Raw genomic sequence first — 12,450 nt, forward strand, 5'->3', positions numbered from 1 at the left:
CCGGGTCGCCTCAGGGGACGATGACCGCGCGGCCGCGGACCGTTCCCGCGGCGAGGGCCTCGTATGCCTTCGGTCCGTCGTCGAGCGAGTACCGCTGGATCTCGACGCCGACCTGCCCGGAACGAGCGAGGTCGAGCACCTCGATCAGCTCGCTGCGCGACCCCCAGTAGGGGATGCGGAGAGCCGCGTCGTAGGCGATGGAACCGAAGCCGACGTGCGCTGTTCCGCCGCCGATCCCGACGATCGTGACGTCCGCGTCGAGCGCCGCCGCCGCGACGGCGGTCGCGATCGTGGGCTCGGCGCCAACGAAGTCGAAGACGGCGTTCGCTCCCAGGCCGTCGGTGAGTTCGCGGATCCGATCGACCGCGTTCTCGTCGCTGATCACGGTGTGGTGCGCGCCCACCTCCCGTGCCAGCACGAGTTTCTCGTCGGTGACGTCCAGCGCGATCACCGTCGCCGCCGAGACGGCACGGAGGATCTGGATCGCGACGTGGCCCAGCCCGCCCGTTCCGATGACGACCGCGGTCGTCCCGGCGCCGAGCTTCGGCAGGGACGTCTTGATCGCGTGGTAGGGCGTCAGACCGGCATCCGTCAGTGACACGTTCTGCACGGGATCGAGGTCGCCCAGCGGCACGAGGTGACGTGCGCTGTCGACGATCATGTACTCCGCCATCGAACCGGGCGCGCCGAGACCCGGAGGCATGATCCCTTCGGCCTGCGCGTTCGTGCAGTAGTTCTCCTTGCCCTGAGCGCAATTGCGGCAACGACCGCAACCCCAGGGCCCGTATACGGCGACCGCGTCGCCGACCTGCAGGTGTTCGACGCCCTCGCCGAGCTCCTCGACGATGCCCGCGCCCTCATGCCCGAGGGTGAGCGGGAGCGGATACCCGGCGGCGGTGTACTCCTCCTCGCTCAGACTCATGACGAACTCGTCCGAGTGGCAGACGCCCGCGGCGGTGACCTTCAGGAGGACCTGACCGGGTCCGGGAGAGGGCTTCTCGATCTCGACGACTTCAGGGTGGGAACCGATGCGCGTGTACTGGAGTGCCTTCATGCTCCGCACGCTACGCCTGCGGATCCCCCGCGCGCACGGCCCTGCGCCCGCGCAGCCGGGACGATAGGATCCGGCCATGGCCCACCTCGTGCTCACTGTGGTCGGCGACGACCGTCCCGGACTCGTCAACGCCCTCGCCGAGCAGGTGTCCGCCGTCGGCGGCAACTGGGAGCGCAGCGAGCTCGCCGAACTCGCCGGCGCGTTCGCCGGCATCGTCCTCGTCACGATCGACGATGACCGCGAAGCCGACCTGGTCGCGGCTCTCGAGGGGCTCGACGGGATGCTGCGCGTCACCGTCCACGGCGGCCGGGCCATCGCGTCCGCTGACGCCGTCGAGCGCTCCCTCGAGGTGACGGTCCTCGGCAATGACCGTCCCGGCATCGTCCGCGACGTCACCGCCGCGATCGCCGCTCACACTCTCAGCATCGACACGTTCCGCAGCCGCACGCTCGACGCGCCGATGGCCGGTGGGACGCTCTTCGAGGCGACTGTCGCGTTCCGTCTCCCGGCTGGAGCGGACGCCGCCCCGGTGACCACCGCGCTCGAGGAGCTCGCGGGCGAGATCCAGGTCGACCTCACCGTCGCCTGACCCCGGGCGCCCGCGGCGCGGGGTCAGCGGAACAGGAGCGGCACCGTGGCTGCGGCCACGACGAGCGGCGCGGCGACGAGGCCCCAGAGGACGAACCGACGCCACGGCAGGTGGACGTCTGCGGCGACGAGCCGTTGATGCCACAGAAGTGTCGCGAGCGAGGCCCACGGGGTGATCAGGGGGCCCGCGTTCACTCCGATCAGCAGCGCCGCAAGACGTTCCGGCGTGTCTGCCGTCGTCTCGAGGAGCAGATACGCGGGCAGGTTGTCGAGCCCGTTCGCCGTGACGAGCGCGGTTCCCGACATGCGCAGGAGGTCGAGGGGCTCCGACCCCGAGCCGGCGAGCGCCGTGGCGAGCTGGCCGGAACCCCACGCCTCGAGCGCCGCGACGGCGGAGAAGAGGCCGGCGGCGAAGACCAGCAGCGACCACGGCACCAAGCGGATGCCGAGGGCCCGCGGCGAACGCCAGGCGAAAAGGACGAGCAGCGCGACGGCTGCGCCCGTCGCCGGGATCCATGGCTCGATACCGCTGACCAGCAGGGGGAGCAGTGCCAGGACGACGATGGATGCCGCGACCAGCTGCACCCTGTCGCTCACCCGCGGCGGCGCCGCCACCGTGAAGGTTCCGACCAGCGACCGGCGGTGGAACGCCCAGAGCAATCCGACGGTCACGAGGATCGCGACCGCGGCGGACGGCCCCAGAAGGAGGACGAACGAGGCAGGGTCGGCGGCCCCCGGCATCCGAGCCAGGGCGAGGAGGTTCGTCAGGTTCGACACCGGGAGCACGAGGGAGGCGGTGTTGGCGAGCCAGACGGTGGTGAGCGCGAACGGCAGTGGGGGCAGACCGTTCGCGCGGGCGACGGCGATGACGACGGGCGTCAGCAGCACGGCTGTCGTGTCGAGGGAGAGGAACGCCGTGGTCACGACGGCGAGCACGACGACGAGCACCCAGAGGAGCGCGGTGCGTCCCCGCGACAGGCGAGCGAGCCACGACGCCGTGACGTCGAAGACGCCGGCCTTCGCGGCGAGCTCTGCGACGATCGTGACCGCCACGACGAACGCGAGGATCGGCAGGACGCGTTCGGCGACGTCGCCGAGGTCGGCGAGGGGGAGGACCCCGGTGACGAGGGCGGCGATCGCCCCCAGGAGCAGGACGAGTCCCGCGAGAGCGAGCTTCACGGCATCCATCATCGCCCCTGTCCGCCGCCCAGTAGACTCGCAGGATGCAGAACGGCCGGTCATCCCACCTCGCCGGTACGCGAACGCCGCGGGCCTGAGCGGGCGGAGCGCGTCGTGCGCTCGAAGCTGACTACTCTCATCCGAGCCACTTCCTGGAGATCCTCCCTTGTCTGATCTGATCGCCCCGGCGGATGTCGACCTTCCTGCCGACGGTTTCGCCCTGTTCCCCGACCGCTCCGTCGTCGCCCTCCGTGTCCGCGGCGAGCTGAAGGACCTCGCGACGGTCGTCGACTCTCTGGACGGCGTCGAGCCCGTGACGGTGTCGAGCCCCGATGGGCTGAACATCCTGCGCCACTCGACCGCCCACATCCTCGCGCAGGCGGTGCAGCGCGTCCGCCCGCAGGCGAACCTCGGGATCGGTCCGCCGATCACGGACGGCTTCTACTATGACTTCGGCGTCGACGAGCCGTTCACGCCCGAAGACCTGAAGGCCATCAAGAAGGAGATGGAGCGCATCGTCCGCGAAGGGCAGCGCTTCGTCCGCCGTGTGGTGACCGATGACGAGGCCCGCGCCGAACTCGCCGACGAGCCGTTCAAGCTCGAGCTCATCGGGCTCAAGGGCGGATCGCAGGAAGCCGCCGAGGGCGCCTCGGTCGAGGTCGGCGCCGGCGAGCTGACCATCTACGACAACGTCACCCGCGACGGCGAGACCGCGTGGAAGGACCTCTGCCGCGGGCCCCACGTGCCGAGCACCCGTGTCGCCGGCAACGGCTGGGACCTCACCCGCGTCGCCGGCGCCTACTGGCGCGGCAGCGAGAAGAACCCGCAGCTGCAGCGCATCTACGGCACCGCGTGGCCCACGAAGGACGAGCTGCGCGCCTACCAGCACCGTCTCGAGGAGGCCGCCAAGCGCGATCACCGCAAGCTCGGCAAAGACCTGGACCTCTTCTCGTTCCCCGAGGAGATCGGGCCCGGCCTGTCGGTCTTCCACCCCAAGGGCGGCATCATCCGGTACGAGATCGAGCGCTACATGCGCGAGAGCCTCCTCGCCAACGGATACCAGGTCGTGAACACGCCCCACATCACCAAGGGTGATCTGTTCATGACGAGCGGCCACCTGCAGTGGTACGCCGACGGCATGTACCCCCCGATGGTGCTCGACGAGGTGGTGGATGCCGACGGCCACGTCTCACGCGAGGGCCAGGAGTACTACCTCAAGCCCATGAACTGCCCGTTCCACAACCTGATCTTCCGCTCGCGCGGACGCAGCTACCGCGAGCTGCCGCTGCGGCTCAGCGAGTTCGGCTCGGTCTACCGGTATGAGAAGAGCGGCACGCTCGCAGGACTCACCCGGGTGCGGGGGATGACGCAGGACGACACCCACATCTACGTGACCGCCGACCAGGTCAAGGGCGAACTCGAGCACAGCCTCGCCTTCGTGCTGCAGACCCTGCGCGACTACGGCCTGAACGACTTCTACCTCGAACTGTCGACGAAGGAGGAGGGGAACCCCAAGTTCATCGGCGACGACCGCCTGTGGGATGAGGCGACGCAGACCCTCCGCGAGGTCGCCGAGGGCTCCGGTCTGGAGCTCGTGCCCGACCCGGGCGGGGCGGCGTTCTACGGTCCGAAGATCTCGGTCCAGGCGCGTGACGCGATCGGGCGCACCTGGCAGATGTCGACGATCCAGCTCGACTTCAACCAGCCCGAGCGGTTCGAGCTCGAGTACACCGGCCCCGACGGTGAGAAGCACCGTCCGGTCATGATCCATCGTGCGCTGTTCGGCTCGATCGAGCGCTTCTTCGCGATCCTCCTCGAGCACTACGCCGGGGCCTTCCCGGTGTGGCTCGCTCCCGTCCAGGTCGTCGGCATCCCCGTCGCCGAGGAGTACGGTCCGTACCTCGACGAGATCGTCGCGCGCCTGCGCGCGGTGGGCGTCCGCGCCGAAGTCGACCACTCCGACGACCGCATGCCGAAGAAGATCCGCACCCACACGACCCAGAAGGTCCCCCTGCAGCTCATCGCGGGCGAGCAGGACCGTTCCGGGGGCACGGTCTCGTTCCGGTTCCGCGACGGGTCGCAGACCAACGGCATCCCGGTGGACGAGGCGATCGACAAGATCGTCGCGGCGATCTCGGGTCGTCTTCTCGTGAACACGGCCGAGGACCTCGTATGAGCGACCCCGACGAGGGTCGTGCGGAACCGGCATCCGCTCTCGCGGGCGTGCCGGACGAGTTCCAGCGACTCTGGACCCCGCACCGGATGGCCTACATCCAGGCGGGACCGGAACCCCTCAAGTACGACTGTCCGTTCTGCGCCGCACCCGGCAAGTCGGACGAGGAGGGGCTCATCGTCGCCCGCGGCGAGACGGCGTACGTCCTGCTGAACCTGTTCCCGTACAACTCCGGTCACCTGCTCGTGTGCCCGTACCGCCACTTCGGCACGTACGACGAGGCGACGCCCGAGGAGGTCGCCGAGATCGGCGCGCTCACCCAGGTGGCCATGCGGGTGCTGCGGAAGGTCGCGAACTGCGACGGCTTCAACCTCGGGATGAACCAGGGCGAGGTCGCCGGTGCGGGCGTCGCGGCGCACCTGCACCAGCACGTCGTCCCCCGCTGGGCGACGGACGCGAACTTCTTCCCGATCATCGCGAAGACGAAGGCGCTGCCCCAGCTGCTCGGCGAGGTCCGCCAGTCGGTGGCGGACGGCTGGCCCGTCCTCTGACGAGCCCGCCGCCCGCGGTGATCACCGGACCTGTGTGACCTCGAACTGCATCCGCGGGTGCGCGTACGCCTCCTGCGACTCGACCAGCTGCAGTTCGCGCGTGCCGGCGTCGTAGGTGTTCTGCAGAAGGTCGAACACGCTCGAGGTGGTCCTCGCGAGCGCGTCGGCGGCGTTCCCGCTCTCGCGGAAGTGGGCGGTGAACAGGGCGGCGGTCACGTCGCCGGAGCCGTTCGCCTTCATCGGGATGTGCGGGGTGCGGACGATCCAGGCGCCGTCATCCGTCACGGCGAGCATCTCGATGGTCCCCTCGGGGCGCTCGGGCCGCTCGACGCTCGTCACGAGCACGGTCGACGGTCCCAGGGCACGCGCCGCGTCGACGGAGGCGAGGGTCGACTCGAGATCGGCCGGGTCGGTCCCGGTGAGGAAGCCGAGCTCGAACTGGTTCGGCGTGATCAGGTCGGCGGCGGGGACGACCCGCTCGCGCAGGAGGACCGGGATGGCGGGGGCCACGAAGCATCCGCTCTTCGCGTTGCCCATGACGGGGTCGCAGGCGTAGATCGCGTTCGGATTGGCGGCCTTGACGCGCGCGACGGCGTCGAGGATGACGTCGCCGATTCCCTCGCCGCCCTGGTAGCCCGAGAGGACCGCGTCGATCTCGCCGAAGGCGCCGCGTTCCTCGATGCCGGTGATGACGTCGGCGACGTCCTGCGGGCTGATGAGCGGGCCGCGCCAGGCGCCGTACCCGGTGTGGTTCGAGAAGTTGACGGTGTAGACCGGGTAGACCTCGACGCCGATGCGCTGCAGCGGGAACACGGCGGCGGAGTTTCCGACGTGGCCGTACGCGACGGCGGACTGGATGGAGAGGATCTTCACGGGGCGGTACTCGCTTCCGGTGAGGGCGCGATCGCTCGCGCCGAGGCGGCGACGTCGGCGGCGAGCCGCGCGAGGTCGGTGTCGGACAGGTCGTGGACGGTGAGGCGCAGGCGGCGACGGGCGTCGTCGTCGGCGAGGACGAATTCGTCGCCGGGTCGAGCGAGCCAGCCGCGTCGCATCAGCTGCTCGGCGACGGCGCGGGCGGGAGCCGGGACGCGCACCCACAGGCTGAGGCCGTCGCCCGCCGTCGTGGGGACACCCTGGCGCGTCAGTTGGTCGGCGAACGCCTCGTTGCGCGATCGGTAGTGCTGAGCCGCGCGTTCGACCCCTGCCATGACCTCGTCGTCGGACACCAGGGTGACGGCGAGGCGCTGCAGGAGATGGCTCACCCACGTCGACCCGGGGCTGAGCCGCCGAGCCAGTCGCTCCGCCGTGTCGCGGTCGCTCGCGGTCACGGCCAGGCACATGTCCGGCCCGAGGAACTTCGAGACCGACCGGATCAGGGCCCACCGACGATGGTCTGGGCCGATGATCGAGTGGTACGGCTCCCGCGAGAGCATCGAGAAGTGGTCGTCCTCGATGACCAGGACGTACGGATGCCGCGCCAGCACGGCGCGGAGCTCCGCCGCCCGCTCGGCGGTCAGGCTCGCGCCCGTGGGGTTCTGCGCCCGAGGCGTGCAGACGATGGCGCGGACGCCCGCGTCGAGCGCGGCCTGGAGGCCGACCACCGTCATCCCGTGGTCGTCGACGGGGATGGCGACGGGCCGGTAGCCGCCGATCTTCACGGTCCGCAGTGCCGACAGGAAACAAGGGTCTTCGAGTCCGACTCCGTCGTCGCGGGTGAGGGCGTCGGCGAACAGCCGCTCGAGCGCGTCGACGGCACCGCCGGTGATCGTCAACCGGAGGTCGTCGCGGCCCGGCAGGTCGTTCTCGATCCACCGGGCGGCCCACGCTTCGAGGTCCGGGTCGATCGTCGGCTCTCCGTAGAGGACGGGGCGACCGGCGAGGCTCGACAGGGCGAGGGAAGGGTCGGGGATGAGGGTCGGATCGGGGTTCCCCGTCGCGATGTCGCGGAGGACCGTGTCGGCGGCGAAGCCTTCTTGGGCGGGGTCCGAGCGCGGCGCCACGCGGGTTCCGGCTCGGCCGGCCGTCTCGACGGCGCCCGCGGCGGCGAGGTGGCGGTACGCCGCGACGACCGTGTTCCGGTTGACGCCGATCGTGTCGGCGAGCGCGCGAACCGGCGGCAGCGCAGCGCCCGGGGCGAGATCGCCGCGGTCGATGAGGGAACGGATGCTGTCCGCGATCTCCGCAGCGGTGTCGCCGCTGATCGCCAGGACATCGTTCGTCATGCCGTCGAGTCTATGTCCGGGTCATGCTAACTTTTGGCCTATGCCAACGAATTCGACCGGAACGGCGCGCGTCAAGCGCGGCCTCGCCGAGATGCTCAAGGGCGGCGTCATCATGGACGTCGTCACCGCCGACCAGGCCAAGATCGCCGAGGACGCCGGCGCCGTCGCCGTCATGGCGCTCGAGCGCGTACCGGCCGACATCCGCGCCCAGGGCGGCGTCGCACGCATGAGCGACCCCGATCTCATCGACGACATCATCGCGTCCGTCTCGATCCCCGTGATGGCCAAGGCGCGTATCGGACACTTCGTCGAGGCTCAGGTGCTGCAGGAGCTCGGCGTCGACTACATCGACGAGTCCGAGGTCCTCTCACCCGCCGACTACGTGAACCACATCGACAAGTGGGGCTACACCGTGCCTTTCGTTTGCGGTGCGACGAACCTCGGCGAGGCACTGCGGCGGATCACCGAGGGAGCGGCAATGATCCGCTCCAAGGGGGAGGCCGGCACGGGCGACGTGTCGGAGGCCATGAAGCACATCCGCAAGATCCGCGGTGAGATCGCCGCCCTGTCGGCGCTGTCGAAGGATCAGCTCTACGTCGCCGCGAAGGACCTGCAGGCGCCGTACGAGCTCGTTGCCGAGATCGCCGAGACCGGCACGCTCCCCGTCGTCCTCTTCGTCGCCGGTGGCGTCGCGACGCCCGCGGATGCGGCGATGATGATGCAGCTCGGGGCCGACGGGGTGTTCGTCGGGTCCGGCATCTTCAAGAGCGGCAACCCCGCCGAGCGCGCCGCCGCGATCGTGAAGGCGACGACCTTCTTCGACGACCCGAAGGTCGTCGCGGACGTGTCCCGGGGGCTCGGCGAGGCCATGGTCGGTATCAACGTGTCCGATCTCCCCGCTCCGCACCGGCTGGCGGACCGGGGCTGGTGACGAGACCTCGCATCGGCGTCCTCGCCCTCCAGGGCGATGTCCGTGAGCACTCCCGGGTGCTCACGGACCTGGGTGCCGATGTCGTCTCGGTCCGGCGTCCCGGCGATCTCGCCGCGGTGTCCGCGCTCGTCCTGCCCGGTGGCGAGTCGAGCGTGATCGACAAGCTCTCCCGCGCCTTCGGGACGCGCGAGCCCCTGCGTGCGGCGATCGCGGGCGGGATGCCGGTCCTCGGCACGTGCGCCGGCCTCATCCTCCTCGCGGACCGGCTCGAGGACGGCATCGTGGGCCAGCAGACGTTCGGCGGGCTCGACGTGACCGTGCGACGCAACGCGTTCGGCTCGCAGACCGAGTCGTTCGAGACCGATCTCGAGGTTCCGGCGGTGGGGGACCCGCGCGTGAAGGCCACGTTCATCCGTGCGCCGATCGTGAGCGAGGTCGGTCCGTCGGCCGAGGTGATCGCGCGTCTCCCCGACGGCGGCGTCGTTGGAGTCCGGCAGGGGGGCGTGATGGGGCTCTCGTTCCACCCCGAGCTCGACGGCGAGAGGCGCTTCCACGAGCTCCTCCTGGATGCCGCGCGTGACGCGTAGCGAAGGGGCTCGGCCTCGGTCCTAGACTGGACCCTGCGCTTTTTCCGAGAGGAGTCCCATGAGCGGACATTCCAAGTGGGCGACCACCAAGCACAAGAAGGCCGTCATCGACTCGCGTCGCGCGAAGTCGTGGGCGAAGCTCATCAAGAACATCGAGGTCGCCGCCAAGCTCGGCGGCGCCGATCTGCAGGGCAACCCGACGCTGTTCGACGCCGTCCTGAAGGCCAAGAAGACGTCGGTCCCCAAAGACAACATCGATCGCGCCATCAAGCGTGGCGCAGGCATCGGTGGCGAGTCCGTCGAGTACACCTCGATCATGTACGAGGCCTACGGCCCGAACGGCGTGGCACTCATGGTCGAGTGTCTGACCGACAACAAGAACCGCGCCGCCGCCGAGGTCCGGACCGCCCTCACCCGCAACGGCGGCACGCTCGCCGACCCCGGCTCGGTCGCGTACAACTTCGCCCGCAAGGGCGTCATCGTCGTCTCCGGCGAGGGCACGACCGAGGACGACGTCATGATGGCCGCCCTCGAGGCGGGCGCCGAGGAGATCGAGCCTCACTCCGAGGGCTTCGAGGTCGTCACCGAGGCATCCGACCTCGTCTCTGTCCGCACCGCGCTGACGGACGCGGGCATCGAGTACGAGTCGGCGGACGTCGAGTTCGTCCCGAACCTCAAGGTCGAGATCGACGCCGACACGGCGCGCAAGGTCTTCCGACTCATCGACGCCCTCGAGGACAGCGAAGACGTCCAGAACGTGTACGCCAACTTCGACCTCACCGCCGAGGTGCAGGCCGAGCTCGAGGACGACGAGTCAGAGTAAGGCCTCACCGGGCGCGCCGACGAGCGGATGCCGCACCTCCCGCCTAGCGTGGGGGAGTGGCATCCGCTCTTCGCGTTCTCGGGATCGACCCGGGCCTGACCCGGTGCGGCGTCGGAGTGGTCGATGTCCGCCCCGACCGGTCGGCCTCGCTCGTCCATGTAGGCGTCGTCCGCTCCTCGCCGGAGGCGCCGATCGAGCAGCGCCTCGCGACGATCGCCGCCGGCATCCGTGCGGTCCTGGCCGAGCACGGGCCCGACGTCGTCGCCGTCGAGCGGGTCTTCGCGCAGCAGAACCGGAGCACGGTGATGGGCACCGCCCAGGCGAGCGGCATAGCCCTGCTCCTCGCGGCCGAGCACGGGCTGCCCGCCGCGACGCACACTCCGTCGGAGGTGAAGGCGGCGATCACCGGATATGGGAACGCCGAGAAGCTCCAGGTCCAGACGATGGTCGCCCGCGTGCTGCGTCTGGACGCTCTCCCGCAGCCGGCCGACGCAGCGGATGCCCTGGCGCTCGCGCTGTGCCATGCCTGGAGGCGCGGGTCGTCGGCCCCCGTCGGTGCGGCGCTGACGCCGGCCCAGCGCGCCTGGGCTGAGGCCGAGAAGGCGTCGCGACGCTGACGCGTGTCGCTCGAACATACGTCCGAACGCTCCCGTAGGCTCGTCGCATGATCTCCTCGCTGCGCGGTCGCGTGATCCACCTCGAACCCGACTCCGCCGTCATCGACGTGCACGGTGTGGGATACGCCGTGGCCGTCACCGCTCAGTACGCACGGCAGGTGCACCTGGGCGACGAGGTCTTCGTCCACACGGCGATGATCGTCCGCGAAGACGCAATGCTGCTCTTCGGATTCGAGGACCGCTCCGAGCTCGACGTCTTCGGGCATCTGCTCAGCGTGTCCGGCGTGGGTCCGAAGTCCGCCCTCGGTGTTCTCTCGTCCCTCACTGTCGACCAGATCGCGACGGCGGTCGCCGACGAGGACGACGCTCCGTTCCGTCGCGTCTCGGGCATCGGTCCGAAGACCGCCAAGCTCATCGTGGTCCAGCTGGCCGGCAAGCTCACGGCGCCCACCCGCACCGCCGCGGGCGCCCCGATTCCGCAGGGGCTGGGCGCGCAGGTGTCCGCGGCCCTCATGGCGCTCGGGTGGAACGAACGCGTCGCACTCGAGACGGCGGAGAACGTCCTCGCCGATGCGCCCGCCGGAGCGTCGGTACCGGCACTCCTCAAACTCGCGCTCGCCCAGCTGGGCCCGGCCCGTGCGGAGCGCTCCGGTGTCTGATCCCCGCGACCAGCGCCTCCCCGAGAACGAGACCGAGCTCGCTGTCGAGGGTGCGCTCCGCCCCGGCTCGCTCGCGGAGTTCATCGGGCAGATGAAGGTGCGCGGACAGCTGCAGTTGCTGTTGGATGCCGCCCGCATCCAACAGCGTCCCGCCGACCACATCCTCCTGTCGGGCCCGCCCGGACTGGGCAAGACGACTCTCGCGATGATCGTCGCCCACGAGAGCGAGCGGCCGCTCCGGATGTCGAGCGGTCCCGCGATCCAGCACGCCGGCGACCTCGCCGCCCTCCTGTCGAGCCTCGTGCCGGGTGAGGTGCTGTTCATCGACGAGATCCACCGCATGGCGCGCTCCGCCGAGGAGATGCTGTACCTCGCGATGGAGGACTTCCGCATCGACATCATGGTCGGAAAGGGAGCGGGTGCGACCAGCATCCCGCTCGACCTCGCCCCCTTCACCCTCGTCGGTGCGACCACCCGCTCCGGGCTGCTCCCCAACCCCCTCCGCGACCGCTTCGGCTTCACCGCGCACCTCGAGTACTACGAGCCGGTCGAGCTGGAGCAGGTCATCGCCCGCTCGGCGGTGATGCTCGACGTCGATGTGCCCGCGGCATCCCGGGAGGAGATCGCCCGTCGATCGCGCGGCACCCCTCGCATCGCGAACCGGCTGCTGCGCCGCGTGCGCGACTACGTCGTCGTCCACGGCGGCTCGTCGACACAGGCGACCACGGGCGACGTCTCGGCGGCCCTCGAGCTTTACGACGTCGACGACCTCGGACTCGACCGCCTCGACCGCGCGGTGCTCGACGCGCTCGTGCGACGTTTCCGCGGCGGCCCCGTGGGACTGAACACCCTCGCCGTCACGGTGGGGGAGGAAGCCGACACGATCGAGTCGGTCGTCGAGCCCTACCTCGTCCGGATCGGGTTCATGGGACGCACTCCCCGGGGGCGGGTCGCGACCCCCGAAGCCTACGCCCACCTGGGGATCCCCCGGCACGACGGGGCGCTGACCCTCGATGACCTATAATCGCTGAAGGCTCCGGCCTCCCACCCTCTTCGCCGCATCGAT

At 70.2% G+C, this 12,450-nt stretch carries 13 protein-coding genes; 9 read left to right on the plus strand and 4 right to left on the minus strand.

Going from position 1 to position 12,450, the window contains the following annotated elements; all coding sequences use genetic code 11:
* Positions 1-10 precede the first annotated feature (10 nt).
* The gene (locus tag BLR68_RS12435; RefSeq protein ID WP_018186709.1) at positions 11-1,054 is read right to left on the minus strand and encodes an NAD(P)-dependent alcohol dehydrogenase; all 1,044 of its coding nucleotides are present in this window, start codon (positions 1,052-1,054) and stop codon (positions 11-13) included.
* Between the two features lie 76 nt (positions 1,055-1,130).
* Here BLR68_RS12435 and BLR68_RS12440 point away from each other — a divergent pair, with 76 nt between their 5' ends.
* Complete coding sequence (locus BLR68_RS12440; RefSeq protein WP_018186710.1) at positions 1,131-1,643, plus strand: glycine cleavage system transcriptional repressor; 513 nt, start codon at positions 1,131-1,133, stop codon at positions 1,641-1,643.
* Between the two features lie 23 nt (positions 1,644-1,666).
* On the opposite strand, the gene BLR68_RS12445 is transcribed toward BLR68_RS12440, so the two are convergent.
* The gene (locus tag BLR68_RS12445; RefSeq protein WP_018186711.1) at positions 1,667-2,833 is read right to left on the minus strand and encodes an SLC13 family permease; all 1,167 of its coding nucleotides are present in this window, start codon (positions 2,831-2,833) and stop codon (positions 1,667-1,669) included.
* 154 nt (positions 2,834-2,987) lie between these two features.
* Here BLR68_RS12445 and thrS point away from each other — a divergent pair, with 154 nt between their 5' ends.
* Together thrS and BLR68_RS12455 are read left to right on the plus strand one after the other, a co-directional pair.
* On the plus strand, positions 2,988-4,997 hold the full coding sequence (gene thrS / locus BLR68_RS12450) for a threonine--tRNA ligase (protein ID WP_018186712.1): 2,010 nt from the start codon (positions 2,988-2,990) through the stop codon (positions 4,995-4,997).
* Positions 4,994-5,545, plus strand: coding sequence for an HIT family protein (locus BLR68_RS12455; RefSeq protein ID WP_018186713.1), 552 nt, complete (start codon positions 4,994-4,996; stop codon positions 5,543-5,545). Before thrS ends, BLR68_RS12455 begins: the two co-directional genes overlap by 4 nt.
* Positions 5,546-5,566: 21 nt before the next feature.
* On the opposite strand, the gene pdxY is transcribed toward BLR68_RS12455, so the two are convergent.
* Both pdxY and BLR68_RS12465 read right to left on the minus strand, forming a co-directional pair.
* Complete coding sequence (gene pdxY, locus BLR68_RS12460) at positions 5,567-6,418, minus strand: pyridoxal kinase PdxY (RefSeq protein ID WP_018186714.1); 852 nt, start codon at positions 6,416-6,418, stop codon at positions 5,567-5,569.
* Positions 6,415-7,767 (minus strand): aminotransferase class I/II-fold pyridoxal phosphate-dependent enzyme, encoded by a 1,353-nt coding sequence (locus tag BLR68_RS12465; RefSeq protein WP_018186715.1) that lies wholly within the window; start codon positions 7,765-7,767, stop codon positions 6,415-6,417. The genes pdxY and BLR68_RS12465 overlap by 4 nt, the downstream gene beginning before the upstream one ends.
* A gap of 40 nt (positions 7,768-7,807) precedes the next feature.
* On the opposite strand from BLR68_RS12465, the gene pdxS reads away from it, so the two are divergent.
* The 6 genes from pdxS to ruvB are packed head-to-tail and all read left to right on the plus strand — an operon-like array spanning position 7,808 to position 12,408.
* A complete protein-coding gene (gene pdxS, locus BLR68_RS12470; RefSeq protein WP_018186716.1) occupies positions 7,808-8,698 on the plus strand; it encodes a pyridoxal 5'-phosphate synthase lyase subunit PdxS in 891 nt (296 codons plus the stop codon).
* Positions 8,695-9,285, plus strand: a complete 591-nt coding sequence (gene pdxT / locus BLR68_RS12475; RefSeq protein ID WP_018186717.1) for a pyridoxal 5'-phosphate synthase glutaminase subunit PdxT — start codon at positions 8,695-8,697, stop codon at positions 9,283-9,285. Before pdxS ends, pdxT begins: the two co-directional genes overlap by 4 nt.
* Before the next feature lie 58 nt (positions 9,286-9,343).
* Positions 9,344-10,108, plus strand: a complete 765-nt coding sequence (locus BLR68_RS12480; protein ID WP_018186718.1) for a YebC/PmpR family DNA-binding transcriptional regulator — start codon at positions 9,344-9,346, stop codon at positions 10,106-10,108.
* A 56-nt stretch (positions 10,109-10,164) separates the two neighbouring features.
* On the plus strand, positions 10,165-10,725 hold the full coding sequence (ruvC, locus tag BLR68_RS12485; protein ID WP_018186719.1) for a crossover junction endodeoxyribonuclease RuvC: 561 nt from the start codon (positions 10,165-10,167) through the stop codon (positions 10,723-10,725).
* A gap of 47 nt (positions 10,726-10,772) precedes the next feature.
* The gene (gene ruvA / locus BLR68_RS12490) at positions 10,773-11,384 is read left to right on the plus strand and encodes a Holliday junction branch migration protein RuvA (RefSeq protein WP_018186720.1); all 612 of its coding nucleotides are present in this window, start codon (positions 10,773-10,775) and stop codon (positions 11,382-11,384) included.
* Positions 11,377-12,408 (plus strand): Holliday junction branch migration DNA helicase RuvB, encoded by a 1,032-nt coding sequence (gene ruvB / locus BLR68_RS12495; protein WP_018186721.1) that lies wholly within the window; start codon positions 11,377-11,379, stop codon positions 12,406-12,408. Before ruvA ends, ruvB begins: the two co-directional genes overlap by 8 nt.
* The last annotated feature ends 42 nt before the right edge of the window (positions 12,409-12,450 follow it).

The sequence above is a fragment of the Microbacterium sp. 77mftsu3.1 genome, from assembly GCF_900100525.1.
Taxonomy (GTDB): domain Bacteria; phylum Actinomycetota; class Actinomycetes; order Actinomycetales; family Microbacteriaceae; genus Microbacterium; species Microbacterium aquilitoris.